This is a genomic window from Streptomyces sp. NBC_01497, from assembly GCF_036250695.1.
GTDB lineage: Bacteria > Actinomycetota > Actinomycetes > Streptomycetales > Streptomycetaceae > Streptomyces.
On sequence record NZ_CP109427.1, the window covers coordinates 3950647 to 3977138 of the forward strand.

The following is a 26492-nucleotide window of genomic DNA, read 5'->3' on the forward strand; positions in this document are numbered from 1 at the left end:
GAACGGACCCCGAATAAAATGTGCGCACGACGCAACGGCGGAAGACCTCTCGCGAAGCGCTAGTTTCTGCCACGATTCCGAGTGGACGGGGCACAGCGCAGCGCACCGCCCGATCGTCACACCTCCGACCAGTGGGAGAGTCACGGTGTACTTCGCCGCACTGCTCGCGCGCACCGAAGACGGGTGGGAAGCGAGCGATACAGACCTCGACGACGTGGAAACCCTCTCGGACCTGACCGATCTGGCCCGCGAAGCGTCGGTCGACGAGGACGTCGTCCTCCTCTTCATCGAGCAGGAGGACGCCTGGTTCGGCATCCTCCGCATCGAGGGCGAGGACGACCCCCGTATCTACGTCTCGGACGCGGCAGCCGCCGCACGCTCCTCGTACGGGGAGATCCTCATCGACGAACTCACCGGCGGCGACGAGGACGATGCCTCCGCCGACCTCGACACGCTGGACCTCGACGGGACCGAGGACGGCGAGAGCGACCTCGACGACGACGCGGAGGACACGGACAACGATCCCCCCGCCGGCGCGGGGGACCATCCGGCCGGGCCGGTCGGCGACCGCGAGATCCTGACGGACCTCGGGCTCACCGAGCCGGAACTGCTCGCCGTGGAGACCGACGCGATGGCGGAGATCGCCGAAGCGCTGGGCGCCGCGGACATACTGGAGACCGTGCGCTAGTGGTCGACCGCGGACCGGACGGCCGGACCGTCCCGGCCGATCCGGTGCGCGACCCGTGGCGTACGTGGATGCGTCGCGCCCTCGACGAGGCGGCACGGGCGGCGGCGAGCGGCGACGTGCCGGTCGGCGCCCTCGTTCTGTCCCCGGCCGGTGCCGTGCTCGCCACCGGCCACAACGAACGCGAGGCGACCGGCGATCCGACGGCCCACGCGGAGGTCCTCGCCCTCCGCGCGGCCGCCGCGCGCCTGGGCGAGTGGCGGCTGACGGGCTGCACGCTCGTGGTCACCCTGGAGCCCTGCACGATGTGCGCGGGCGCCCTCGTCCAGGCCCGCGTGGACCGCGTGGTCTACGGAGCCCGCGACGAGAAGGCGGGCGCGGCGGGCTCTTTGTGGGATGTCGTACGCGACCGTCGGCTCAACCACCGGCCCGAGGTCGTCGAAGGCGTGCTCGCCGAGGAGTGCGGAGCACAGCTGAAGGCCTTCTTCACGGGCCGCCGCGCCCCGGGTCCACCGCCCCCGGATACGGATTTCTGAACACGGCCCACCGTGGGCTAGGATCTCTCCCGGTAGCGTGTCCGAGCGGCCGAAGGAGCTCGCCTCGAAAGCGAGTGTGGGGAAACTCACCGAGGGTTCAAATCCCTCCGCTACCGCCAGCAACATCCGCCCCCGATCTGTGCACACAGGTCGGGGGCGGTTTTTTGTCGTCCCCTCCTTTGCGGGGTCGCGGGCCGGTCCTTTGCGGGGTCGCGGGCAGGCCGGCCTCCTTTTCCCGGAGGCCGGCCGCGCGGCTGCCCGTACTGCTGCCCCGGACGTTCCGGCACCGGCCGCCCCTTCACGCCGATGACGGGAGCAGGGGCCGGGGGCCCGGGAACGGGGGTCAGGGATCAGGGAACAGGCCGGACGCAGGCAGGGGTCGACCGAATCACGCGGTTATCGGCCCATGCGTCCTCCCCGCGAGTCACGGGCCTTCCACCGGACTGTCACGGGGGTGTAGCGGCGGCGGCGGGGCGTGAACTCGGCGGGCTCCGGGCGGATCGCAGGAGGCAGAACAGCCGGCCCGGCAGGGGCCGGCAGCCGAACCTACGGAGTAGCCATGCGCATGCAGAAGATCTCACTCCTCACCCTCGTCGCCGTGGCCGCCGGCCTCTCCCTCACGGCCTGCGACAAGGGCGGCGACAGCGCCGGCGCTGCCGCGGGAGCGAGTTCCGCCGCGTCGGTGAGCGGACAGGGCGGCTCGGATGCCTCCGGCTCCGCCGACGGGTCCCCGAGCGGCACGAGCGTCGCCGACACCTCGGGCTCCGCCGCTCCCTCGGGTTCCGCCGCTCCCTCGGGTTCCGGCACCGGGTCCTCCACCCGATCCACCGGGTCGAACGGCTCCTCCACCGGCTCCTCGGCGGGCAGCACCTGCCGCACCACGAACCTCGCCTTCACCACCTCGGGCGGCATGGCGGAGGGCGAGATCCTCGTCAACATGAGGAACACCGGTCCCAACGCCTGCACGATGCACGGCTTCCCCGGCGTCGATCTCAAGGGCCGTGACGGGACCGTCAGCGCGGGCCGCAGCACTCTCAACGCCCCCGACGTCACCGTGGCGCCCGGGCAGGAGACCCGCTTCACGCTGCACTACCCGCCGAACGGGACCGGCGGCTCCGGCGTCACCTTCACCAGCATGATCGTCACACCGCCCAACGAGACCCACTCCCGCACCCTGTCGCAGGGCATCAATGTCCCCGCCGACAGCGACTCCGCCCCCACCATCACCGTGGACCCGGTCGGCGCGGGCAAGTAACCGTCCGACCAGGTTCCTTGGGATCCCCCACGCCACGGGGACCCACCGCGCACGACCCCGGCCGCATCGGGCCGAGAAATCCACAGCGTCCACGATCCCGCCCCCTCCGGGCGGGATTCGACGCGTGTGCGCTTCCGGCCGGACGCCGGCGGCGCGCCGGTCCCGGGCCGTACGGCTCGCGTGCGGCAGGGCAGGGACGCTGCGGCGTGGCCGTTACGGGGGGCGTGCGCTCGGGAGGTCCGGAGCTCGGAGCGTGCGCGGGGAGCGTGGTTGGGGAACGTGGTGTGGGAAGGGCGGGGTGCGGTCGTGGGCGCGGCGTGCGAGGCGTGCTCGCGGCGGTGGGAGGCGACGAGGGCGGCCGGCGGAACAGCCACGGACGAGGGACCGCCCCCGATCCGTGGCCGGGTCGGGGACGGTCCCTCGTCCACAGGTTTCTTCGCGTACGGAGTCCGTCACCGTAGGAGGCTTTCGCTTGAGCAGGGCCCCGAACCGCACGGGGTCGGCTGCCGTCCGCAGCCTCCCGGCGCACAGGGTCCGCTCCGTCTGCAGCCCCCTGGCGCGCGGGGTCGGCCGCCGTCCGCAGCCCCGGTGCACGAGCTCCACTGCCGTCCGCAGCCCTGTGTAAAGGATCTGCTGCGGTACGCAGCCCTCGCCATACGGGTCTGGTCCGCGCCGAGCCCCTCACCCACGAAGACCGGACGTACGTACGGACCAACGTACGTACGGGTCAACGTACGTACGGGTCAACGTACGTACGGGTCAACGTACGTACGGGTCAACGTACGTACGGGTCAACGTACGGGGCGACGGAACAAAGACGCCGCTCAGTTCGGTCCGGTGCCGGACTGGAAGGAGCCCACGATCGTCGCGGCGGCGCTCGACGGCTGCTTGCTCACCTCGCCGCCGGACCAGCTCGCCTTGAGGAACGCCTTCTCGTCGGGCGGCGTGATCTCCACGGCGGCCGGGTTGACGGTCGCGCCGCCCACCATGCCGGGGTTCGGGAAGCGGAGCGTGGCCCAGGCGCTGTGTCCGGGGCTCAGCGACACGACCTGCTTCTGGGTGCCCTCGCGCTGCGGGTCCGTGGAGACCTGCTTGCCGGAACCGTCGACGAACGCGAAACCGGGGAAACCGTAGACCGTGCAGGTGCGGCCGGAGGTGTTGGTCAGCACCAGCGCGAAGTTCTCCTGCCCGGCGCCCGGGTCGTTCGCGCCGACGGACGCCTTCAGGTCCGAGGTGTGGCAGCGGCTGCCGCTCGCCGACGTGGACGTGGACGTTCCGCCGCTGTCGGTGGACTGTCCGGCCGGCTTGGTCCCTGCCCCGGAGGGAGCCTGGGACGACGCCTGCTGCTGACCGGCGGGCGAGGTGGCGCCGCTCGGCGTCTTCGACGTCCCGCTCGTGTCGTCGCTCGCGGACTGCGACGGGCTCCCGCCGTCGGTCGCGGGGCCCGCCGTACCGCTCACCTGCTGCGGCGACGCCGGGTCGCCGTTGCCGCAGCCCACGAGGACCGCGCCGGAGGCCGCCACGAGCGCCAGCGTGCTCGCGGCCAGCCGGGTGCGGGACGACCGGCTGCCACGTACCGCCGTCGTGCCCCGTCGCTCCAGGTTCTTCGCCATGTCGTGCCACCCCGTCCGTTCCGTACTGCGTCGCTTTTCTGTGTACACCACGTCCGATGACGGCCCGCCCGGAAAAGTTCACGGAAGTTGTCGCGGGTTCCCGCGGGCGCCCCGCCCGGATGACAGCGTGACGTACATGACTAAGGCATCCGGACTGACGTCCGACATCCTCCGCTACGCCGCCTTCAGCTCCGACCCGAGGGGCGGCAACCCGGCGGGGGTCGTGCTCGACGCGTCGGCCCACGACGACGCGGGCATGCTCGCCGTGGCCGCCGAGGTCGGCTATTCCGAGACGGCGTTCGTCACGGCGGGGGACCCGGCGAAGCGGCGGTTCACGCTGCGGTACTTCAGCCCGCTCGCCGAGGTCGGCTTCTGCGGCCACGCGACGGTCGCCACGGCCGTCGCCCTCGCCGAGCGGGTGGGACCGGGCGAGCTGGTCTTCGAGACGCCGGTGGGCGAGATCCCGGTCCTGACGTCGACCGGTCCCGGCGGAACGGTCCGGGCGACGCTCACAAGCGTCGCGACCCGATCCCGCCCCGCGCGGGACGACGAACTCGACGCGACACTCCAAGCGCTGGGCTGGGCCCGGGAGGACCTGGATCCCGCGCTGCCGCCGCACGTGGCCTTCGCGGGCAACGACCACCTCGTCCTCGCGGCGGCGAGCCGGGCACGGCTCGGTGACCTCGCGTACGACTTCGACGCTCTGGCCGGGGTGATGCGCGGCCACGGGTGGACCACCGTGCACCTGGTGTGGCGGGAGTCCCCGACGCTCTTCCACGCCCGGGACCCGTTCCCCGTGGGAGGCGTCGTCGAGGATCCCGCGACGGGCGCCGCCGCTGCGGCCTTCGGCGGCTACCTGCGCGCGCTGGGCCTGGTGCCGGGGGCCCTGGCGATCACGGTCCGCCAGGGCGAGGACATGGGCCGCCCCGGCGAACTGCTCGTGGAGGTCGACGCGTCCGATCCCCGTGTCCGGGTGTCGGGGGAGGCCGTGCCGCTCGCGGGGTGAGGCGGGCGGCGGGGCGGCGACTGTGGCGGCCACCGGCCGTGTGGTGCCCGGTCCTGGGGATCGCCGGGACGCGGGCGCGGCTGAACGGCGTCCGCTCAGAGCGTCGCGTGTCCGTGCAGCGCGCTGTCGCATGGGTCCGGATCAGGGCGTCGCGTCCGTGCGACGGTCGGTCGTACTGCTCCGGATCAGAGCGTCGTGTCCGTGCAGCGCGCTGTCGCATGGGTCCGGATCAGGGCGTCGCGTCCGTGCGACGGTCGGTCGTACTGCTCCGGATCAGAGCGTCGCGTCCGTGTAGCGCTCCGTCGTACTGCTCCAAAGGCGTACGCCCTCCACCAGTTGGCGGGTCGCGCGCAGGTACCAGTCGGCCTCGGGGTGGTGGGCCGCCAGGTAGTTCCGGAGGATGTCGCTCCTGGCACCGAGGCGGTCGATCTCGGTGCGGACCGCTTCGACGGCCGCGGACCTGCTCAGGCGGTGTTCGCGCCGCAGGATCACGATCATGTTGAAGGGACACGAGTGGCGTTCCTCGCGCTCCAGTGAGTACAGGTCGTTGATGAGCGTCGCGGTGTCGGCGACATGGGCGCGCAGCAGCCGTAGTTCGCGTTCCGCGTGGATCTCCTCGGGGAGCACGGTGCCCCGGACCCGCTCCAGCATGTTCATGAACGGGTACAGGCAACTGGCGTGGCGGCGCAGGTGGACGGCCTGGCGCACCGTCGGCAGGGTCGCCGCCGTCCGGTGGCAGGCTTCGGTGACGAAGGTCGTCAGGCACCGCGCCCAGTCGCGGCTCGCGCGGCGCGACCAGGTGGCCGGCATTCCTGTGCGCTGGCGGCGCCACAGGTCCCGCCAGGCGGCGAGCAGGTGCAGGGGGCCGGCGCCGCCGGCCGCGGACTCGATCGGACGGCCGTACTCGATCGAGTGGTGATCCGCCGGCGACGGGGGATCGGCGCCCGGGTGGTACGCGGCGGTGTCCGGGTCCTCCAGGACGTCCAGCAGCCGCCGGACCAGGTCGCGGGTGCCGGCGAGGTCGCTGCCCGACGGGCCGTCGAAGTGGTCGTCCAGGATGGTGAACCAGCCGAGGGTGTCGACGAGGAGGTTCTGCTCCTCACCCTCGATCCCCGGGTACGCGTAGGCGATCAGGTCGGGCAGCGCGTACGCCTCGTAGCGGGCGAGCGCGGCCTCCGGGAGGAGGCCGTGGCGCAGCAGCCAGGCGGCGTGGTCGTCCGTCAGCGGACGTCCGACCGCTCCGGCCATCATCATCGGGCCGCTTCCTCTCCCGATTCCGTGCGCGGGGCGAACCGGAGGGACAGGCCCTGGGCCTGCACCGTCGTCCAGACGACCTCCTTCGCCTCGGCGCCGGGGACCGGGAGGAGGCGGAATCTCCGCAGCAGCGTGGCCGCCGCCACGCCGAGTTCGGCCCAGGCGAGGTCCTCGCCCACGCACTTGTGCTTGCCCGCCCCGAACGGCATGGCGGCGCGGCGCGCCACGCCGCCCGCCTCCGCGTCGGCCTCCCAGCGGTCGGGGTCGAAGGTGTGCGGGTCGGGAAAGAACTCGGGGTGCCGGTGCAGCGCCGTGAGGCTGAAGAGGAGTTCGGCACCGGCCGGGATGCGGTGGCCACCGAGCGTCAGGTCCTTGGCGGCGGTGCGCATGAGGAACGCGTTCGGCGCGTGCAGCCGTAGCAGTTCCCGCAGGGTGTCGCGGGTGTAGGGGAGGCCGTCGAGCGTCTCGGGGGTGAGGATGTCGTCGGGGGCGCGGGCCACGTCGCCGAGGTGTTCGTCGAGTTCGGCCACGACGCGCTCGTACACCTCGGGGTGCCGCACGAGTTCGTGGAGCAGCCAGGTCATGGTCGTGGAGGCCGTCTCGGTGCCCGCGCCGAACATGGTGATGGCCTCGGAGCGTACGTCGGCCTCGGTGAGCGGCTCGCCCGTGGCGGGGTCGACGGCCCCCCGCAGCAGGGACAGCAGCGTGCCCTCGCCGTGGGCGCCGGTGCCCGGTTCACCGACGGCCCGGTCCACCACCTGGTTGATGACGCGGACGGCCTCGTCGAATCGCCGGTTGATCTGCAGGGGCACCCGGGAGAAGGACGGGTGCGGATAGAGGGAGTGGAAGATCTGGCCCTTCACCAGGTCGGGCAGCGCCCGGTGGAACGCTTCTGCCAGTTCGTCGTCCAGCCGGGCGCCGAAGAGGGTACGGGTGACGACATCGAGGGCGAGGTGGTTCATCTCCTTCGCGACATCCACGACCTGTCCGTCGCCCCAACGGGAAGAACGTTCCCGCACGACCTCCTGGATGACCGGTACGTAGCCGGCGACCCGGGCCTTGGTGAAGGCGGCCGTCATGCCCCGGCGGCGGTCGCGGTGGGCCTGCCCCTCGGACATCAGCAGCCCGTCGCCGAAGGCGTCCTTCAGGGTCTGCTGCACGGCGCCGCGCGGGGCGTCGTGCGCGAAGGTGACCAGCAGTTCGTGGACGAGCGCCGGCTCCGTGACCACGTACACCTTGCGCAGGCCCAGCTGGATCTCCACCACGCCGCCGACGCCCGCGAGCGATTCGAGGAATCTCAGCGGGTCGCGCAGCAACGGAATCACGTGCCCGGCCCAGGGAACACCGCCGGGCGCGCGCGGCGGGCGGACCGCCGGATCGTTCCGGCGCGGGTCCCCGGAGCGATCGGAGCGATCGGAATCGGGAGTCAACGTGGCCACGTCATCAGCCTTCCGTGAGCGGTCGCAACTTTTATTGACGGCGCAACAATTGCCGTCCGACACAACTTCTGCCGTCAACCGGGCAGACGGTTCCAGCATCTCACGCTGCGCGATACGGTGATGACTACAGGTAATCAGTGCACGTCGTTCGGCATATGCCAGAAGTCCCTGTCGGGCCGGGCCAGTCCGGCCGAGTGCCCGCCGCGAGAGAGCTGGTACGTACGAATGCACTACGGGTGACGGATCGATCTGCGTTGACACACCCCGGAATCGGGGCGCCGAACGGCTCGGGAAACGCGATCCGGGACAGCCCGCCACGTCGAACGGGAGCACCTTGCGCCCCCTGGACCTCGGGCCGGCGGCCACCGTCGCGCGGTATGCCGGCATCCCCCGCGCGCCGACGGCAGCGGGCGAACCGGAGGGTGGCATGGCCGCACGGCCGTCGCCACGCCGCCCGCACGAGGCCGGCACACCCGACCTCGACGCGGCCCTTCGAACGTGCCGCCGACGGGGGACGTGACCGTCCGCACCGGACCCTTATCACCCTCGCGGCGTCCCGCTCCCCCCGCCCGTCACGTCCGACGCCCGGTAAACACCGATCCCACACCGGAAACTGGCGTTCGTATGGTTAAACTCACGGCTACTGCATGTGGACCCATCACATGGACCGAGAGGCAGCCGGCGGGAGGGTGGAGGGCCGATGGCGACGGCACGGAAGGTCATCCTTTATGCGATTGTCGTCTTCATCCTCTATACGATCATCACGTCCCCAGCCCGAGCGGCCGACCTGGTGCAAGTAGGGTTCGAAGGGATATCCAACGCCGCGCAGGGCGTCGGGCAGTTCTTCACCCAGCTGATCCAGTAGCCCCCGGAACCCGGCAGCGCGGCACGCCGTCCCGTCCCGGAAGCGAGTGCCCCGTGATCCGCCACCTGGTTCTGTTCAAGCTCAACGAGGGCGTCTCCCACGACGACGAGCGCGTTCTCGCGGGCGTCAAGGCGTTCCAGGACCTCGGCGGGCAGGTGCCCGAGGTCGAGTCCTGGGAGTTCGCCCGCAATGTGAGCGGCCGTCCGAACGCGTACGACTACGCCATCAACACGGCCGTCGCCGACCGGGACGCGCTGGGCCGCTACGCCGAGCACCCCCAGCACCTGGCGGGCGTCGCGCTCTGGCGTGAGTTCGCCACCTGGGTGATCGCCGACTACGCGTTCTGATCCTTCACCTTCTGCCCCACGTCGGGATGACGTGGGGCATTTGGTGTTTAAGAGAGAGATTGTCCTCAACACGGAGTTATCAGGTGCTTGCGCATGGTGCGCATGTGTTGTGATGCTATGACCGCTTTTGACCGATCAATTGACTGCAGTTGACGAGGGGTGGCGTGACGTGCCGGCCAGTACAACGCCTCAAGCGCCGCCCCAGGAGGACCCGTCACCCGCGGACGCCCGGAGCGCGCCCGATCCCGGGGACCCCTCCGCCACCCCTGCCGGGCCCCAGGCACCCGTCCCCGCCACGACCGCGGGGCCGCACCCGGCAACCGGTGCCGCACACGGCCCGGAAGCAGCGAGGGGCCACGCGGCGCAAGACGGCCCGGAGGCCGCCTCGGAGCCGGGCGCGGGGCCGGAACTGCCGGGCACGGGGCCGGAACACGAGCCGGAGCAGGAGCAGGAGCGGGCACCCGCCCCGCGACGGACGGCCGGGGCGAGTCCCGCCGCCCCGCACTCGCCCTTCCCGCAGCGCCCGGCGGGCGGGTCCTCGCGACCGACCGAGAACCAGAGCCGGGCGGCCGACACCAGGGCCCTCACCCAGGTCCTCTTCGCGGAGCTCAAGACGCTCGAACCGGGCACCGAGGCGCATCGCCGGGTGCGCTCGGCCCTCATCGAGGCGAATCTGCCGCTCGTGCGCTACGCCGCCGCCCGTTTCCGCAGCCGCAACGAGCCGATGGAGGACGTGGTCCAGGTCGGCACCATCGGCCTGATCAACGCCATCGACCGGTTCGACCCCGACCGGGGCGTGCAGTTCCCGACGTTCGCCATGCCGACCGTCGTCGGCGAGATCAAGCGCTACTTCCGGGACAACGTGCGGACCGTGCACGTACCGCGCCGGCTGCACGAGCTGTGGGTCCAGGTCACCGGCGCCACCGAGGACCTGACGACGGCTCACGGACGCTCGCCGACGACCGCCGAGATCGCCGAACGGCTGAAGATCTCCGAGGACGAGGTGCTCGCCTGCATCGAGGCGGGCCGTTCGTACCACGCCACCTCACTGGAGGCGGCGCAGGAGGGCGACGGGCTGCCGGGGCTGCTCGACCGGCTCGGGTACGAGGATCCGGCGCTGGCGGGTGTCGAACACCGCGACCTCGTACGGCACCTTCTCGTACAACTGCCCGAGCGCGAGCAGCGCATCCTGATGCTGCGCTACTACAGCAATTTGACGCAATCCCAGATCAGCCAGGAGCTGGGAGTCTCCCAGATGCATGTGTCAAGGCTTCTTGCCCGAAGCTTTGCACGCCTTCGATCCGCAAATCGGATCGAAGCCTAACCCTCACGGGTACTTCCTGATTTTCCGTCATGTGCCGTTCCTGAGGCTTCAGATGGGCTTTTTCCTGCGCTGACGTCGTCGCTACAAGTCGACATGTCACTACAGCGTGTTGCCGACATGTGACATTCTGCGGGTACCGCGTTTGGTTCAGCTCCACCGCCGGTATTCAGGTGGAGGCTGCGTTCATCCAACGAACGCCCAGCGCGACCGTCCCGCGACCTCAAGGGGGTGGCATGTCCGCAGAACAGGGCAGCCCGAAGGTGCTCACGCTCACCAAGAGCGCTCCCGCGCCCGACGCTCTCGACACCGTGGTGGCCCAGCCGCCGGTGCCGTCCCAGCCGGAAGCCATCGATACCCGCACGTTGTCCCGGTCCCTGTTCCTGCGGCTCGCCGCGCTGGACGCCCAGGGCCCGGAAAGTGCGGAAAGCCCGGAGCGCACCTATGTGCGCGACACACTCATCGAGCTCAACCTCCCGCTCGTGCGGTACGCGGCAGCGCGTTTCCGCAGCAGAAACGAGCCAATGGAGGACATCGTCCAGGTCGGCACGATCGGTCTGATCAAGGCCATCGACCGTTTCGACTGCGAACGCGGCGTGGAGTTCCCGACGTTCGCGATGCCGACGGTCGTGGGTGAGATCAAGCGCTTCTTCCGCGACACGTCGTGGTCGGTGCGTGTCCCGCGCCGCCTACAGGAGCTGCGGCTCGCGCTGACGAAGGCCAGCGACGAACTCGCGCAGAAGCTGGACCGCTCCCCCACCGTGCCCGAACTGGCCGCCGTACTGGGCGTGTCCGAGGAGGACGTGGTCGACGGGCTCGCGGTGGGCAACGCGTACACGGCGTCCTCGCTCGACTCGCCCTCACCCGAGGACGACGGCGGCGAGGGGTCGCTCGCGGACCGGCTCGGCTACGAGGACCTCGCGCTGGAGGGCGTGGAGTACCGGGAGTCGCTGAAGCCCCTGCTGGCGAAACTCCCGCCGCGTGAACGGCAGATCATCATGCTCCGCTTCTTCGCGAACATGACGCAGTCCCAGATCGGCGAGGAGGTCGGCATCTCGCAGATGCACGTCTCGCGCCTGCTGACCCGGACGCTCGCGCAGCTGCGCGAGGGGCTGATCTCGGACTGATCCTCCTGGCCGATGCCCTCGGGGACAGGCCAGGACGGAACCCGTGACAAGGGGCACACCGGCGAACGTGGGCGCCGGTGGGCCGGCCGCCGGGTGCGTAGGCATGCGCCGCGCCGACGGACGGCCGCGTTCCGTTGGCCGTACACGCGTCCACCGCGCAGGTGCGCGCGCCTTCTCGCGCACGCACCCGACCGCTTCTCGCGCCGGGAGCCGAGCACGTACACGGCCGCGTACGGTCACACGCGACGCGCATGGCCGCGTATCCGCGCCCGGACACACGCGTGCGCGCGTACCCGCGTACGCGCGCAGTCGCGTGCCTCAGGGGACGCGTAGGGCCGTGTTCCTCATGAACGCGCGCGACGGGGCGAGACCCCGGCGCCGTGTACGGCTCCATACGCGGCGGAGCGTCAGCTGAACGCCAGCCAGGCCACCACGGCCAGGACGACGACGACCAGGACGACGCCGACGATCACGCCGACCTTCGGACCGCCACTGCTGCGCTGGACGGCCGCCGGCTGCCGCTGCGGTTCGCCCTCGTCGACAAAGGCGCGGAACATCTGCGTGCTGCCGCCGGGGTCGGGATTGCCAGGTGTGCCCTGAGGGCCCTGCGGGGCATGAGGGTTGTGTGCCATGAGGCGAGACCCTAGCGAACCCGTGGGTTCCGCCCAACCCCGGCCCCGAAAAGGGTTGTCGGGCTTTTCGGGAACGGACATGGCCGCGACGTGCGGGAGCTGTGCCGGAAGAGCGGACGGCGCATACGCCGGACGTTCCCGGGGCAAACGTGCGAACGCGCATCCGCCCGGTCGACAGCGGTCGATCTGTGCACAGGTCACTCACACTTCGCACTCAGATTTCGCATGTATGAGTTTGTTGTCGAACGCATGCGCAAGCATATTGATCATTCCGATGTGAAGATTTTGTTTTTCCATGATGAATGCCGTAGCTTTTCGTTTGCCTGCGGCAACCAACGGATTTATGGTTGCCCGAAGCAACGAAGATGTCGGGAGGGCTCATGGCCACACAGAGCCGGTACGTGGAGGTGGCTCGGCACATCACGGCCCTGGGCGCCGTCAAACGGGCACTGACCCGGGCGCTGCCAGCCGAATGTCCGGGCGGCCCCGCCGCCGTGCTGTCGCTGCTCCACACCCACGGCGAGCTGCGGATGAGCAGGCTCTCGGAGCTGCTCGCCGTCGACATCTCGGTGACGAGCAGGCACGTCGCACACGCCGGCCGGCACGGCTGGCTGGAGCGTCTGCCGGACCCGGCGGACGGCCGGTCCCGCCTGCTGCGGCTCACCCCCGCCGGGCAGGAGATGGTCGCCGCGCTCGGTGAGCGTGCCGTCGAGATGATCACCGGCACGCTGGCGAACTGGTCGGATGACGACCTCGACGCCCTCACGGCGATGCTCGGGCGGCTGCGCACGGACTTCGGCGACTGCCGGATCTCCCACGGCGACCTTCCGCTCGCCCCGCACCGCGGCGACCCCCCGGAGCAGGACCCCGGCCGGGGCACCACGGACCCCGGCGCGGCGGACGACCGCCGGCCCCGTTCGCCCGCACCCACACACGCGTAGGACAAGGAACAGACCAGATGGCTACATCCACACCCGTCGGTGTGCGGGGCGGCCACGCCAAGCACGGCGGCGAGCCAGCCCCAGCCCCAGCCCCAGCCCCCGGCACCGGTACACCGATGACGCACCGCGAGATCATGCAGGCACTGTCCGGGCTGCTGCTCGGCCTGTTCGTCGCGATCCTCTCCTCGACGGTCGTCACGAACGCGCTGCCGCACATCATTTCCGACCTGGGTGGCGGGCAGAGCGCGTACACCTGGGTCGTGACGGCCTCCCTGCTGGCCATGACGGCGACCACCCCGCTGTGGGGCAAGCTCGCCGACCTGTTCAGCAAGAAACTGCTGGTCCAGATAGCACTGAGCATCTATGTGCTCGGGTCGATCGTGGCCGGCCTCTCGGTCAACTCCGAGATGCTGATCATCGTCCGGGTCTTCCAGGGCATAGGCGTCGGCGGTCTGTCGGCGCTCGCCCAGATCATCCTGGCCGCGATGATCTCCCCGCGTGAGCGGGGCCGGTACAGCGGTTACCTCGGCGCGGTCTTCGCCGTGGCCACCGTCGGCGGGCCGCTGCTCGGCGGTGTCATCACCGACACCTCCTGGCTCGGCTGGCGCTGGTGCTTCTACGTCGGGGTGCCGTTCGCTGTCATCGCGCTGATCGTCCTGCAGAAGACGCTGCACCTGCCGCTGGTGAAGCGGAAGGTCAAGGTCGACTGGCTGGGCGCGTTCTTCATCAGTGCCGCGGCCTCGCTGCTGCTGATCTGGGTGACGTTCGCCGGCAACAAGTACGCCTGGGCGTCGTGGCAGACGTACGCGATGGTCGGCGGCTCGGTCGCGCTCGGCCTGATCTTCCTGCTGGTGGAGTCGAAGGCCAGCGAGCCGATCATCCCGCTGCGGCTGTTCCGCAACCGGACGATCACGCTGGCGTCGCTGACGTCCCTGTTCGTCGGTGTCTCGATGTTCACCGGCACGGTCTTCTTCAGCCAGTACTTCCAGCTGGCGCGCGGCAAGAGCCCGACGATGTCCGGTGTGATGACCATCCCGATGATCGGTGGCCTGTTCGTCGCCTCGACCGTCGCTGGGCAGGTCATCACCCGCACCGGGCGCTGGAAGGTCTGGCTCGTCACCGGTGGCTTCCTGCTGACCGGCGGCCTCGGCCTGCTGGGCACGATCCGCTACGACACCACGTACTGGCAGATGGCCATCTACATGGCCGCCATGGGTCTCGGCATCGGCATGATGATGCAGAACCTGGTGCTGTGCACACAGAACCAGGTGCAGGCCAAGGACCTCGGCTCCGCCAGCTCCACCGTCACCTTCTTCCGCTCCCTCGGCGGTGCCCTCGGCGTCGCCGCGCTGGGCTCCATCCTCAGCGACAAGATCGGCGACTACGTCAAGGACGGCCTCGGCGCGCTCGGCCCGCAGGGCCGGGCCCTGGCCGCCAAGGCCGGGAGCGACGGGGCGATCCCCGACCTGGGTTCGATGCCCGCGCCGCTGCGGCACATCATGGAGGTCGCTTACGGGCACGGTGTCGGTGACGTCTTCCTGTACGCAGCACCGTGCGCGTTCGTCGCGTTCGTTGTCACCTGGTTCATCAAGGAGGTCCCGTTGAGGACACGTGCTGTCGGCGACCCGTCGCAGAACCCGCAGGAGCCGGCCCCGGCCGCCACCGGTGGAGCCGCGCAGGTGCCGGCCGCCGCGCAGCCGCCCGCCGCCCCGTCCGACCCGCAGGCCGCCGGGGCGACGGCCCCGATGGCGTCGCTCGACGCTTTCGCGGATGCGGGGGCGCCGCCGCTGCCCGAGGGCACGCCGGTGCACGGCCTGGTCCGCAGCGCCGAGGGCGCCGCGGTGCCCGGTGCGGCCGTCACGCTCATCTCGCTGGCGGGCCGCCAGCTCGGCCGCTCGGTGGCGCGCCCCGACGGCGTGTACGCCGTGGACGCCCCCGGCGCGGGCAGCTATGTGCTGATCGCCGCGGCCGACGGCTTCCAGCCGCAGGCGGCCACGATCGTGGTGGGCGCCGAGCCGCTGCCGTTCGACATCCTGCTGTCCGGTACGAGCGGACTCGCGGGTTCCGTACGCGCCGCCGACGGTGGCTCCCCGATCGGCGGCGCGATGGTGATCGTGACCGACATCCGCGGCGACGTACTCGCCTCGGGCATGTCCGACCCGGGGGGCGAGTTCGCCTTCGGCGAGCTGGTACCCGGCTCGGTGACAGTGGCCGTCAACGCCTCCGGCCACCGGCCCCTCGCCCTGCCCGTGGAGATCGGCGGCCAGGGGGTGACGAGGATCGAGGCCGTCCTCCAGTCCGGCGCGCTCGTACAGGGCACCGTCCGGGCGGGCGCCGGCCGACGCCCGCTGCCCGACGCGCGGGTCACGCTCGTGGACGCCGCGGGCAACGTGGTCGCCACCTCCACGACCGGCGACGACGGCGCGTACGCCTTCGCCGACCTGAACTCCGGCGACTACACGGTCATCGCGACCGGCTACCCGCCGGTCGCCGGCTCGTTGAGCGTGGCGGGCCGCGGTGTCGAAGGACACGACATCGAACTGGCCCACCCCGGCGCGTAGGGGAGTCGCCCGGGCCCGAGGGGCCCGTGCTGTTCATGAGAGCCCCGGGCCGCCCGGCGGGCGCAGCTCCACGGAGTGCGCCCGCCGGCCGTGGCCCGGGTCGGGGGAGAACGGGGATCGGCGGGTGAGGGCAGGGCGCGCCGCGCGGCCCGGCGAAAGCCGGGCACGTGAGCGGCGGCACCCGGCCCCGCCCGTCCTGGAGGCCGCCGCCGGCGACCACGCCGGCGGCGCCTCGCCGCACAGCGAGACCAAGGAGAGAACGCGGGATGGGACTTCGCGCACAGGTGAGGACGCGGGACGGCTGGGCCGTACAGCACGCCGTCGTCACCCTCACGGACACCAATGGCAACCAGGTGCTGCGCGCCTCGGCCGACCCGGACGGTGTCGTCACCGCGCCCGAGACGCTGACGCCAGGGCCGTACACGGTCATCGTGACCGCGGTCGGCTACGCCCCGTCGGCCGCGACGGCCCTCGTCACCGCGAGCGGACGGGCCGACGTCGGTACGGTCGTACTGGCCCGGCAGGGCGGCTTCGAGCTGCCGCCGCCCGGCTCGTGGAGCATCGACCCCGTGCACTCGTCGGTGAGCGCCGTCGCCCAGCACCTGGGCATCTCCAGCGTGCACGGCAGGTTCAACGAGTTCGGCGGCACGATCGAGATCGTCGAGAACGGCAGCGAGTACACGGCTTCGCGCGTCGAGGCCGTCATCGGCGCGGCCAGCGTCGACACCGGCAACGCCCTGCGCGACAAGCACCTGAAGTCCCCCGACTTCCTCGACGTCGAGACCTTCCCGGAGATCACCTTCCGCAGCACGGGCCTCACCCCGGCGGGCACCGACCGGTGGACCGTGCACGGAAAGCTCGCGCTGCACGGCGTCGAGCGGGATGTCGACCTGGCGCTGTCCTACCTGGGCACCGGCGCCGACCCCTGGGGCGGGGTGCGCGCCGCCTTCCACGCGACCACGGAACTGCACCGCGAGGACTTCGCGATGAACTACAACCAGGTCGTGCAGGCCGGGATCGCGATGATCGGCGCCGTACTCAAGGTGGAACTGCACATCGAGGCCGTCCAGGGCGACCTGCCGCCGATGATGTGACCGCGGCGAGCCCCCGGTCACCGGGGGCGTGTCGCACTCGCCGGGCCCCCGGGCCCGGCGAGTCGTAGGCTGCCGCCATGGCTCCCAACATCGCAACGAACACCGCCGTCAGCCGTGACGAACTCCTCGCCTTCGTCCGGCCGCGGCACCACGCCATCCTCCTCACCACCCGCGCCGACGGCCGCCCCCAGGGCTCGCCCCTGACCTGCGGCGTCGACGACGCCGGCCGCATCGTCGTCTCGACGTACCCGGAGCGCGCCAAAACGAAGAACGCGAAGCGCGACAAGCGAGTCAGCGTGATCGTCCTGTCCGACGAATGGAACGGCGCCTGGGTCCAGGTCGACGGCACCGCCGAGGTCCTGGACATCCCCGAGTCCGTCGAACCGCTCGTCGAGTACTTCCGCAATATCTCCGGCGAGCACTCCGACTGGAACGAGTACCGCGAGGCGATGGTCAAGCAGGGCAAGTCCATCATCCGCATCACGCCCGAGCGCTGGAGCCCGCTGTCCACCGGCGGCTTCCCCGCCCACCTCGCACCCCAGAGCTGAGCCGTGGAGGCCGAAGAGCGATGAGCGAGACCGAGCAGCCCAACCCCAACGACGTCGTCATCGCGGAGTTCCGCGCCAACAAGGGCGTCGTGACCGACGCGATGGGCGGACACTTCCGGAGCGTCCACCTGCTCCTCCTGCACCACACGGGCCGCCGCAGCGGCCGCGCGCTGATCAATCCGCTGGTCTACTTCACGGACGGCGACGACTACGTCGTGGCGGGTTCGAACGGCGGCGCCGAGAAGGAACCGCTCTGGGTCGCCAACGTCGAGGCCCTGGACGAGACCACCGCGGAGATCGGCGAGCGGACCCTGAGGGTGCGCCCGAAGATCCTGCGCGAAGGCGACGAACGCGACCGGCTGTTCGGGCGCTTCGCCGCGTACTGGCCGGACGCGCACGAGTACGTGACGCACACCGACCGCCCCTTCGCGATGGTGGTCCTCAGCCCCGTGGCGTGACGCGGGACGCCGGACTCAGGGCGCCGGACTCAGGGTTCCGGACTCAGGGTTCCGGACTCAGGGTTCCGGACTCAGGGTTCCGGACTCAGGGTTCCGGACTCAGGGTTCCGGACTCAGGACATCGCCGGAGGAACGCAGGGCTCAGAGGGCGCCGGGGGGAAGCGGCGCGCCGGCGCCACGACGGGGCGGCTGAACCTCGGGCCCTCGCGGCGGTGAGGTTTGACGTCGGGCCCTCGCGGCGGTGGCGCCGGGCTCGGGCGTCGCGGCGGTGGCGCCGGGCTCGGGCGTCGCGGCGGTGGCGCCGGGCTCGGGCGTCGCGGCGGTGGCGCCGGGCTCAGGGCCTGACGGAGCCGCCGCCGTTGCCGTCCCCGACGACATCCGCGGTGGCTGCGGCCCCCGTGTCCTGGCGGATGCCGTGGTCGGACCCCGGAGCGGTGCCGTCCCCGGCACCCTGGCCGGCGTTCTCGCCGGCGTCGGGACCGGCAGCCCCGCCGGCGTCGTTGCTCGCGCCGGCGCCGAGGCCGGAGCCGGCGTCGTGGCCGGGGCCGGGTCCCCGGGCCGTACCCGCGTCGGTGTCCTGTCCGGCCTCCTGACCGGCGTCCTGGTCACCGCGGGTCCGTACGGCCTCGATGCCCGCCACCAGCAGGTCGAGCGCGATGCCGAAGTCGCGCTCCCGCATCTCCCGCACTGTTGCCCCGTCACGTGCCCCCAGCAGGCCGCCCCGCTTCTCGAACGCCTCCCTGAGGCCGGGCCGTTCGTCGATCGAGCCCATCGCCAGGCGGTAGTACTCGTCCTGGCTGAACCCCGCGTCCGCGCATCGCTGCACGAAGTGGCCCTCGATGGTGCCGAATCCGTACACGAACTGGAAGACGGCCGAGATCGCGCCCCGCTGCACGTACGGCGGCAGGCCGGTACTGCGCACGACGGACTGCACGGCGCTGGAGAACAGGGTCGCGCACGGGCCGATGTTGAGGTACTTGCCGATCAGCGGCGACGCCCACGGGTGCCGGACGAACACGGACCGGTAGCTCGTCGCCAGGGCCCGCAACTGCTCCCGCCAGTCCGGTTCCTCACCACCCGCCACATCCGGCACCCGCACCTCGCCGAAGACATGGTCGAGGGAGAGCTCCAACAGGTCATCCTTGGTGTCCACGTACCAGTACAGGGACATCGCGGTCACGCCCAGCTCCGACGCCAGGCGCCGCATCGAGAACTTCTCCGGGCCCTCCGCGTCCAGCAGATGCACGGACACCTCGGTGATCCGGTCCCGGTCCAGGCTGGTGGAGTCACCGCCGCCCGCGCCCGTTGGCGGCTGCTCCTGCCGTTCGTGACGCCGGCCGCGGACCTTCGGCTTGCCCTCCAGCCACACGCTCGTCCTGGCGGGACGCTTCGCGCGATCGGTTCCGGCGACCATGGGCCAGCCTCCTCGGTTCCTCCGGCCGGGTGGTGCCGGACCTTCTGCGGGTGGTACGGATCGGGCGGCCGGCGCGCTCAGCGCCCGCTCGCGGACGACGGCCGGTGGGCCGCCCTCCGTACGCCTTCCCGTACCGCTCCCATGATCCACCCGGTTCCGGATGTTATGCCGTGGCTGGTGCTGATCCTTTCCTCGCGTTACCGGGACGACCTGCCGTCAGCGGGTCGTGCCGGGCTCCCCCGGCTTGATCAGATAACCCGCGCCGCGCCGGGTGTGGATCATCGGCGGGCGCCCGACGTCGATCTTGCGGCGCAGGTACGAGATGTACAGCTCGACCACGTTCGCCTGGCCGCCGAAGTCGTAGGACCAGACACGGTCGAGGATCTGAGCCTTGCTCAGCACACGGCGCGGGTTGCGCATCAGGTACCGAAGGAGCTCGAACTCCGTGGCCGTCAGGTGGATCGAGTCGCCGCCCCGGGTGACGTCGTGGCTGTCCTCGTCCAGCGTGAGGTCGCCGACGACGAGCATCGACTCGCTGCGCACCGTGGCGACTCCGGAACGCCGGATCAGCCCGCGCAGCCGGCCCACGACGTCCTCCAGGCTGAACGGCTTGGTGACGTAGTCGTCCCCGCCCGCCGTGAGACCCGCGATCCGGTCCTCGACGCCGTCCCTGGTGGTCAGGAAGAGAACCGGTACCTGCGGCAGCTCGGTGCGCAGCCGGCTCAGCACCGCACGGGCGTCCGCCGCGTTCGTCGCGGCGCCGCTCCCGGCAGCCTCACCGGGCGCGCTGTCGCCGATCTCGCCACGAACGGCCGCCGTCCCCGCACCCGGGGCGCCGGCCGTCGCCACCGCACCGACGAGTGAGACATCCCATATCACCGCGTCGGGGGCGAAATCCCTAGCCGAGTCCATCGCGGACGCGCCGTCGCCCGCGCTGAGTACCTCCCACCCCTCGTACCGCAGGGCCATCGAGAGCAGCTCGGTGAGCGACGCCTCGTCGTCGACGACGAGAACGCGAACGGGGCTCCCGTCCGGCTTCAGCATTTCGGTACGCCCGCGGGGCGAGGTGATCGTCATGTTCCTCACCCTCGGCAGAGCCTCTGAGAGCCGTCTTGCCCCTTTCTGTGAATCGCCTGAGAAAAGCCTCTCAGAAACTTTTCAGAGAACGTCGCCCTCCGGCCCACCCCTCCCGGCGGCGACCTCCCCGTCCACTCCGAACAGCGACGCTCCGTTTCCGTAGCAGACCGCTCGCAGCCAGTCGTCGCCCAGACCCAGCCGCTCCAGGGCCTCCAGCTGGTGCACGTACGGATACGGAATGTTCGGGAAGTCCGTCCCCAGCAGGACGCGGTCCCCCAGGGCGGCCAGGCGCGCGAGCGTCTCGGAGTCCCGGCGGAAGGGGGCGATGTCCTCCGTGAAGTCCGTGAAGGCCATGGTCGTGTCGAGCCGCACCTCGCCGTACTGCTCGGCCAGCGTCATGAACTCCGCGTACTCCGGCATGCCCAGGTGCGCCACGACCAGCCGCAGCCGCGGATGACGGGCCAGCAGCGCACGTATCGGCCCCGGGCCGGTGAACCTGCCCGGCACGGGCCCCGACCCGCAGTGCGTCACCACCGGAACGCCCGCCTCGGCGAGCAGTCCCCACGCGGGGTCGAGCAGCGCGTCATTCGGGTCGTACCCGCCCACCTGCACATGCGCCTTGAAGACCCGGGCCCCGCCCGCCACCGCTTCCTTCACGTACGCCTCGACGCCCGGTTCCGGAAACAGCGTCGCCGTCCGCAGGCAGTCCGGCGTACGCGCGGCGAAGTCCGCGGCCCACGCGTTGAGCCACACCGCCATGCCCGGCTTGTGCGGGTAGAGCATCGACGTGAACGCGCGCACGCCGAACCCGCGCAGCAGCGCGATCCGTTCGTCCTCCTCCTGCCGGTACTGGATCGGCCACACACGCCCCACCAGAGGCCCCGCGCCGTCGAAGTACGCCCACACCTTCTTCAGCACCCGGTCGGGCATGAAGTGTGTGTGCACGTCGACGAGAGCGGGTAGCCCCACCCGCTCCCGGAACGCCCGCACCGCCGCCCGCTCGTCCACCCCTTGATCGCTCATGACCTCCACTCTCGGCACGCGTGCGGGATCTGTCCATGACCGCTCATGTGCCGGATCCGCTCGCGGCAGCTCACGCGCCGTCCCCGCTCACGCGGCGTTCACGTGCCGCGCGTACGTGTCCACGGTCACCGGTGTGCTGTACCTGCTCACGGCTGTTTGTCTGCCGTGCCTGCCCGCGTGCGCCCGCGTGCCGGAGCCGCTCGCGGCCGCTTGCCCGTCGCCACTCACGACACGCCACCTCTCACGGGCCGCTTCCGTTCACGATCACACGTGCGTGCCGCGCCGCTTCCCGGCCGCTCGCGGGCCCGAGCCGACGCTCAGAACAGGCCGCCCTGCACATCGCGGCGTATCTCGCGCGCCGGCAGGCTCAGCGGTTCTCCGGCCGCCGCCCCGCCGGGTGTCAGGCGCTCCAGCCCCCACCCCCGCATCAGGCGGCTGTCCACGACCACGACGCCCTTCCCCGCGACGGCAAGGTGCAGGTCGGGCCCCGCGACGGCGACCAGCCGCCCCGCGATCCCGCCGCCGTCCACCAGCTCCGTCACCACCGCGGCCACCGGCACGGCAGGCGGAATCGATGCCCCGGGCCGGGCCGGCCCCGGGTCCGAAGACCGGCTCGAATCCGGACTCGCATCCGAATCCGAATCCGGCGCCGCGGCCAGGTCCGGCGCCGGAGCCGATCCCGCGGACGACATCGCCTCGGCACGCGGCGTCGGCCCCGGAGCGGGCGGGCGCTCCAGTCCGAACACGCGCGCGTGGTCGACGGCCTCGAACACCAAGGGCTCCAGCGACTCCGGCCACCGCGGCAGAGCCACCGCACGGGCGTGCAGCGCTGCCAGCTCGGCGGCGCGCTCACGCTCCGGCGGCAGGCTCGCGCGCGCCGTCCGCTTGTCGGCGTACGGGATGCGGTCCGGCACCCCGAGCGCCGCGCGCAGCAGCTCCTCCGTACGGCGCGCCGCCATCAGCGGGCCCCGGCCGAGCCAGCTGAAGGTGACGGCGCCCTGTTCGAGCAGGCGGGCCGAGCCGCGCGCCTCGGCGGTGATGCCGACCTTCCGCATCCCCGGACCGAACCACGCCAGATAGACGCGGTAAGGGCGCGGATCGTCGGCCACCGTGTCGGCGGCGACCGAGCGCAGCCGGTCGAGGCGTGCGCACTCGGAGCACTGGGCCCCTGTGCTCCGGGCCGGCACCTCGGCCGCCAGCGGGCACCCGCCGCGCCCCGTGCCGGTGCACCGGCGCGGGCCCACGGCACGGAACGCCACCTCGCGCCCGTACACCAGCTCGCTCAGCCGCTCCACGGAATCGCGGCCTCCCTCTCGTGCACCCCCTCCACCCCCGTTCTCCCCCGCCCCTCCGGCCGACCGGGGGGACCTCCAGACCAGCCGGGGCCCGGGGGATCCACCGCCACCCCACCGGAGCCCGCCACAACGCCATGTGTCCGACACTTCTCCGAGAGTAGAGGGCAGCACTGACAACGCCCCTCGCCGGAGTAGCGTCAGAAAGGTACTTATCGCTACGAAAAGGACGTACCGCAATGAAGCACGTGCACCTCGCAGGACTCGACGTCGCCCGCATCGGGCTCGGCTGCATGTCCATGTCCGCCTACTACACCGGCGCCGGAACGGACGAGGCGGAATCGATCCGCACGATCCACCGCGCCCTCGACCTCGGCGTGAACCTGCTGGACACCGCCGAGGTCTACGGCCCGTACGTGAACGAGGAACTGCTCGCGAAGGCCCTGACCGGCGGCCGGCGCGACCGCGCCGTCGTGGCCACGAAGTTCGGCTTCCTGTCCCACCGCCCGGACGGGACGAGCTCCTACGAGCCGGACAGCAGCCCCGCCAACGTCCGCACAGCGCTCGAAGGCTCGCTGCGGCGCCTGGGCACCGACCACATCGACCTCTACTACCAGCACCGGGTCGATCCGGGCACGCCGATCGAGGAGACCGTCGGGGTACTCGCCACATTCGTCCAGGAGGGCAAGATCCGCCACCTCGGGCTCTCCGAGGCGGCCCCCGACACGATCCGCCGCGCCCACGCGACCCACCCGATCTCCGCCCTCCAGACCGAGTACTCGCTGTGGAGCCGCGACCCGGAGGCGGAACTGCTCCCGTTGGTGCGCGAGCTGGGTATCGGCTTCGTCCCGTACTCCCCCCTCGGCCGGGGTTTCCTCACGGGCACCGTACGGTCGACGGACGGCCTCGACGCCGACGACTTCCGCAAGAGCAACCCGCGCTTCACCAAGGACAACCTCCGGCAGAACCTGCGGATCGTCGAAGAGGTCGAGTCCGTCGCGAACGAACTCGACGCCACCCCGGCGCAGGTCGCCATCGCGTGGCTGCTGGCCCAGGGCGAGGACATCGTGCCGATCCCCGGCACCAGGCGGGTGTCCCGGCTGGAGGAGAACGTGGCGTCCGACACCCTCGAACTCACCCCGGAGCAACTGGCCCGCCTGGACGCGATCGCCCCGGCGGCCGGGGACCGGTACGAGGACATGAGCGGCGTGGACCTCTGAGGGCACGGCCGGTGGGCGGCCCGGCAGCGGGGGCCGGGGCGTGGCGGGGCGTCGGCGGTCCACGGGTCGCCCCGGGCCGGGGACGTCCGGCGGGCCCCGGGCTCAGTGATTGCCGGAACGGGCCCCGGGCTCAGTGATTGCCGGCCAGCTCGCCGCTCAGCCGGGCGTGCATGGCCGCGCTCGGCTCGTTCAGGCCGGTGATCGTGACTCTCTTCCCGCGCTGCGCGTACTTCGCCTCGACGGCGTCCAGCACGGCCACCGACGACGCGTCCCACACATGCGTGCCCGACAGGTCGATGACCACCTCGTCCGGGTCCCCCGCGAAGTCGAACCGGGCGAGCAGGTCGTTGCTCGACGCGAAGAACAGCTCCCCCCTCACGGAGTAGACGATCCGCCGGCGCCCCGGGTCCGTCACCGACGTGACGCCGGCGAACCGTGCGACGCGCCGGGCGAAGATCACCATCGCGACGACCGTGCCGACGACGACACCGATCGAGAGGTTGCCGGTCGCCACGACCACGATCACGGTCAGCACCATCACCACGGTCTCGCCGGCCGGCATGCGCTTCAGCGTCGCGGGCCGTACGGAATGCCAGTCGAACGTCCCGACCGACACCAGCACCATCACCGCGACCAGCGCGGCCATCGGGATGTCGGAGACGACCGGCCCGAGCACGATGCAGAGGATCAGCAGGAAGAAGCCCGCGAGGAAGGTGGACAGACGCGTCCGCGCCCCGCTCTTGACGTTGATCATCGTCTGGCCGATCATCGCGCAGCCGCCCATGCCGCCGAAGATCCCGGTGACGATGTTGGCGATGCCCTGGCCGATGGACTCGCGGGTCTTGTCGGAGCGGGTGTCGGTGATCTCGTCGACGAGCTTGGCCGTCATCAGGGTCTCCATGAGCCCGACGAGGGCCATGGCCAGCGCGTACGGCGCGATGACGACCAGCGTGTGCACCCCGTACGGGACGTCCGGCAGCCCCGGCACGGGCAGCGACGACGGCAGTCTGCCCTTGTCCCCCACGGTCGGTACGGCGATCCCGGCGGCCACGGTGATCAGCGTGAGGACGACGATCGACACGAGCGGCGCGGGCACGGCCTTCGTCAGCCGGGGGAACAGCAGCATGATCACCAGACCCGCCACGGCCAGCGGGTAGACCGGCCAGGGCACGTCGCGCAGATTGGGGATCTGGGCCGTGAACAGCAGGATGCCCAGCGCGTTGACGAATCCGACCATCACCGAGCGCGGCACGAACCGCATGAGCCGCGCGACACCGGCCGCGCCGAGCCCGATCTGCAGGATCCCGGCCAGGATGACGGTGGCGATCAGGTAACCGAGCCCGTGCTCGCGCGCCACCGGGGCGACGACGAGCGCGACCGAACCCGTGGACGCGGAGATCATCGCCGGCCGGCCGCCCACGAACGCGATCACCATGGCCATGGAGCAGGCCGCGAACAGGCCGACCTTGGGGTCGACGCCCGCGATGACGGAGAAGGAGATGGCCTCGGGGATCAGTGCCAGTCCGACGACCAGCCCGGCCAGGACCTCGGTGCGCAGCAGTTTCGGCCCGAACCCCGGCCCGAATCCCCAGCCGGACGCGAACCGGGCCCCCCAGCCGGATCCGGGACGAAACTCCCGGCCGGCGGCCCCGGCTCCGGGACCGTACCCGGCCCGGAGCCCCGGGCCTGGTCCGCCCCGGCGTGCCACGCGACCGGGACGCGCACCGGCGGCCGGTTCGCCGAGCGGGGTGGCTGGGTCGCCGGGCGGGGTGGCCGGTTCGCCGAGCGCGTCGTCCGGGTCGCTGAGGGGATCGCCGGGCCCACGACCGGCAGCCACTTCGCTGAGGCCGGGGTCCGGCTCCGGGCCCGGGCCCGGGTGCTCCCCGAAACCCGCACCGGAGGCCTTCGCGGACGAGGGACGGGGGTCTGGCGTGGGAAGGCTGGGCAAGGGAGAACCACCTGAGGGCACGGGTACATCGGGTACTCCAGGTACCCCGGGGGACAGAAGAGGCCCGGAGACAGGAGAGGGTCGGACGGAAGTCGGACCGAAGTCGGACCGTGAGTCGGGCTCCATGACGGATCAAAACCCTACCCTGACGTAAGGGTAGAGATGCGTCTCCCCGGATGGGCGTCCCCCGGGCACCGCCAGGAGCGGTCGGACGGCCGGCGGCTGAGATGCTTCTTCCCCCGCCGGACGGGCAGCTGACGGGCAGCTGACGGGCAGCTGACGGACAGCGGACCAGACGACAGGACACGACGGAGGACGGACGGGTGCCGACGGGCGGCTCCGGACACATGGAGCACAGGGAGCAGGCGGACATGCACATGCAGAGCACGGGCGCACCGGACGTGAGCATGCAGGGCACGGGCCTGCACGACACCCACATGCAGATCGGCGAGGTCGCGGCGCGGACCGAACTGTCCCTGCGCACGATCCGGCACTACGAGGACGTCGGTCTCGTCACCCCGTCGGCCCGTTCGCAGGGCGGCTTCCGCCTCTACACCGACGGAGACGTGCGGCGGCTGATGGTGATCCGCCGCATGAAGCCGCTCGGCTTCACGCTGGAGCAGATGCGCGACCTGCTCCAGGTCACCGACCGGCTGGACGCCGCCGAACCGCCGACCGACGAGGAACGGGCACAACTCGCCGCCCGGCTGACCGAGTTCGAGGAAGCGACGGCGAAGCGGGCGGCGGAGCTCCGCGTACAGCTCGCGCGTGCCGAGGAGTTCGCCGAGACGCTGCGGGCGAGGGCCGCGAGGGCGGCGGCGCAGGGCCGCTGAGGC

General features: G+C 71.5%; 24 protein-coding genes, 1 tRNA gene and 1 pseudogene. 16 read left to right on the plus strand and 10 right to left on the minus strand.

Annotated elements, in window-relative coordinates; translation table 11 throughout:
- Positions 1-145: 145 nt before the first annotated feature.
- The 4 genes from OG310_RS16850 (at position 146) to OG310_RS16865 (ending at position 2476) form a co-directional block, all read left to right on the plus strand.
- Positions 146-688 carry a tRNA adenosine deaminase-associated protein gene (locus tag OG310_RS16850; RefSeq protein WP_329456701.1) on the plus strand — a complete coding sequence of 181 codons (543 nt, stop codon included), beginning with the start codon at positions 146-148 and terminating at the stop codon, positions 686-688.
- A 68-nt stretch (positions 689-756) separates the two neighbouring features.
- Positions 757-1221: a tRNA adenosine(34) deaminase TadA gene (tadA, locus tag OG310_RS16855; RefSeq protein ID WP_329460215.1), complete on the plus strand. Its 465-nt coding sequence runs from the start codon at positions 757-759 to the stop codon at positions 1219-1221.
- Between the two features lie 31 nt (positions 1222-1252).
- Positions 1253-1340, plus strand: a tRNA-Ser gene (locus tag OG310_RS16860).
- 440 nt (positions 1341-1780) lie between these two features.
- Positions 1781-2476: a DUF4232 domain-containing protein gene (locus tag OG310_RS16865; protein WP_329456702.1), complete on the plus strand. Its 696-nt coding sequence runs from the start codon at positions 1781-1783 to the stop codon at positions 2474-2476.
- A gap of 824 nt (positions 2477-3300) precedes the next feature.
- On the opposite strand, the gene OG310_RS16870 is transcribed toward OG310_RS16865, so the two are convergent.
- Positions 3301-4089, minus strand: a complete 789-nt coding sequence (locus OG310_RS16870; protein ID WP_329456703.1) for a DUF4232 domain-containing protein — start codon at positions 4087-4089, stop codon at positions 3301-3303.
- A 136-nt stretch (positions 4090-4225) separates the two neighbouring features.
- Between OG310_RS16870 and OG310_RS16875 the strand changes: the two genes are divergently transcribed.
- The gene (locus OG310_RS16875; RefSeq protein WP_329456704.1) at positions 4226-5095 is read left to right on the plus strand and encodes a PhzF family phenazine biosynthesis isomerase; all 870 of its coding nucleotides are present in this window, start codon (positions 4226-4228) and stop codon (positions 5093-5095) included.
- Between the two features lie 273 nt (positions 5096-5368).
- Here the strand turns inward: OG310_RS16875 and OG310_RS16880 are convergent, their stop codons facing one another.
- On the minus strand, positions 5369-6349 hold the full coding sequence (locus tag OG310_RS16880) for a terpene synthase family protein (protein WP_329456705.1): 981 nt from the start codon (positions 6347-6349) through the stop codon (positions 5369-5371).
- The gene (locus OG310_RS16885; protein WP_329456706.1) at positions 6346-8217 is read right to left on the minus strand and encodes a cytochrome P450; all 1872 of its coding nucleotides are present in this window, start codon (positions 8215-8217) and stop codon (positions 6346-6348) included. The genes OG310_RS16880 and OG310_RS16885 overlap by 4 nt, the downstream gene beginning before the upstream one ends.
- Positions 8218-8488: 271 nt before the next feature.
- Between OG310_RS16885 and OG310_RS16890 the strand changes: the two genes are divergently transcribed.
- The 4 genes from OG310_RS16890 to OG310_RS16905 all read left to right on the plus strand — a co-directional run bounded on the left by OG310_RS16890 (position 8489) and on the right by OG310_RS16905 (position 11448).
- Positions 8489-8653: a hypothetical protein gene (locus OG310_RS16890; protein ID WP_225020364.1), complete on the plus strand. Its 165-nt coding sequence runs from the start codon at positions 8489-8491 to the stop codon at positions 8651-8653.
- Positions 8654-8706: 53 nt separating this feature from the next.
- Positions 8707-9000: a Dabb family protein gene (locus tag OG310_RS16895; RefSeq protein WP_329456707.1), complete on the plus strand. Its 294-nt coding sequence runs from the start codon at positions 8707-8709 to the stop codon at positions 8998-9000.
- 169 nt (positions 9001-9169) lie between these two features.
- Positions 9170-10324, plus strand: a complete 1155-nt coding sequence (locus OG310_RS16900) for a SigB/SigF/SigG family RNA polymerase sigma factor (protein WP_443078654.1) — start codon at positions 9170-9172, stop codon at positions 10322-10324.
- Between the two features lie 233 nt (positions 10325-10557).
- Positions 10558-11448: an RNA polymerase sigma factor SigF gene (locus tag OG310_RS16905; protein ID WP_225020359.1), complete on the plus strand. Its 891-nt coding sequence runs from the start codon at positions 10558-10560 to the stop codon at positions 11446-11448.
- Positions 11449-11855: 407 nt separating this feature from the next.
- Here OG310_RS16905 and OG310_RS16910 read toward each other — a convergent pair whose 3' ends face one another.
- Positions 11856-12080, minus strand: coding sequence for a hypothetical protein (locus OG310_RS16910; RefSeq protein ID WP_329456708.1), 225 nt, complete (start codon positions 12078-12080; stop codon positions 11856-11858).
- Positions 12081-12460: 380 nt separating this feature from the next.
- Here OG310_RS16910 and OG310_RS16915 point away from each other — a divergent pair, with 380 nt between their 5' ends.
- The 5 genes from OG310_RS16915 to OG310_RS16935 all read left to right on the plus strand — a co-directional run bounded on the left by OG310_RS16915 (position 12461) and on the right by OG310_RS16935 (position 17682).
- Positions 12461-13021 carry a MarR family winged helix-turn-helix transcriptional regulator gene (locus OG310_RS16915; RefSeq protein WP_329456709.1) on the plus strand — a complete coding sequence of 187 codons (561 nt, stop codon included), beginning with the start codon at positions 12461-12463 and terminating at the stop codon, positions 13019-13021.
- A 17-nt stretch (positions 13022-13038) separates the two neighbouring features.
- The gene (locus OG310_RS16920; protein WP_329456710.1) at positions 13039-15582 is read left to right on the plus strand and encodes an MFS transporter; all 2544 of its coding nucleotides are present in this window, start codon (positions 13039-13041) and stop codon (positions 15580-15582) included.
- Positions 15583-15848: 266 nt separating this feature from the next.
- A complete protein-coding gene (locus tag OG310_RS16925) occupies positions 15849-16676 on the plus strand; it encodes a YceI family protein (protein WP_329456711.1) in 828 nt (275 codons plus the stop codon).
- Positions 16677-16753: 77 nt separating this feature from the next.
- The gene (locus tag OG310_RS16930) at positions 16754-17224 is read left to right on the plus strand and encodes a PPOX class F420-dependent oxidoreductase (RefSeq protein WP_329456712.1); all 471 of its coding nucleotides are present in this window, start codon (positions 16754-16756) and stop codon (positions 17222-17224) included.
- Between the two features lie 20 nt (positions 17225-17244).
- Complete coding sequence (locus OG310_RS16935; protein ID WP_329456713.1) at positions 17245-17682, plus strand: nitroreductase/quinone reductase family protein; 438 nt, start codon at positions 17245-17247, stop codon at positions 17680-17682.
- Positions 17683-18289: 607 nt separating this feature from the next.
- Here the strand turns inward: OG310_RS16935 and OG310_RS16940 are convergent.
- From OG310_RS16940 to OG310_RS16960, 5 genes and pseudogenes are all read right to left on the minus strand, one after another.
- A pseudogene (locus OG310_RS16940) lies at positions 18290-19096 on the minus strand (TetR/AcrR family transcriptional regulator); the annotation flags it as partial.
- 216 nt (positions 19097-19312) lie between these two features.
- Positions 19313-20173, minus strand: a complete 861-nt coding sequence (locus tag OG310_RS16945) for a response regulator transcription factor (RefSeq protein WP_329456714.1) — start codon at positions 20171-20173, stop codon at positions 19313-19315.
- Positions 20174-20254: 81 nt separating this feature from the next.
- Entirely contained in the window at positions 20255-21196 is a 942-nt protein-coding gene (locus OG310_RS16950) for an amidohydrolase family protein (protein WP_329456715.1), read from the minus strand.
- An 87-nt stretch (positions 21197-21283) separates the two neighbouring features.
- Positions 21284-21424 (minus strand): hypothetical protein, encoded by a 141-nt coding sequence (locus OG310_RS16955; protein ID WP_329456716.1) that lies wholly within the window; start codon positions 21422-21424, stop codon positions 21284-21286.
- A gap of 89 nt (positions 21425-21513) precedes the next feature.
- On the minus strand, positions 21514-22638 hold the full coding sequence (locus OG310_RS16960; RefSeq protein ID WP_443078655.1) for a DUF2797 domain-containing protein: 1125 nt from the start codon (positions 22636-22638) through the stop codon (positions 21514-21516).
- An 89-nt stretch (positions 22639-22727) separates the two neighbouring features.
- Here OG310_RS16960 and OG310_RS16965 point away from each other — a divergent pair, with 89 nt between their 5' ends.
- Positions 22728-23708, plus strand: coding sequence for an aldo/keto reductase (locus tag OG310_RS16965; protein WP_329456718.1), 981 nt, complete (start codon positions 22728-22730; stop codon positions 23706-23708).
- A gap of 130 nt (positions 23709-23838) precedes the next feature.
- Here the strand turns inward: OG310_RS16965 and OG310_RS16970 are convergent, their stop codons facing one another.
- Positions 23839-25269, minus strand: a complete 1431-nt coding sequence (locus OG310_RS16970) for a SulP family inorganic anion transporter (protein ID WP_329460217.1) — start codon at positions 25267-25269, stop codon at positions 23839-23841.
- Positions 25270-26033: 764 nt separating this feature from the next.
- Between OG310_RS16970 and OG310_RS16975 the strand changes: the two genes are divergently transcribed.
- On the plus strand, positions 26034-26489 hold the full coding sequence (locus OG310_RS16975; protein WP_443078860.1) for a MerR family transcriptional regulator: 456 nt from the start codon (positions 26034-26036) through the stop codon (positions 26487-26489).
- Positions 26490-26492 lie beyond the last annotated feature (3 nt).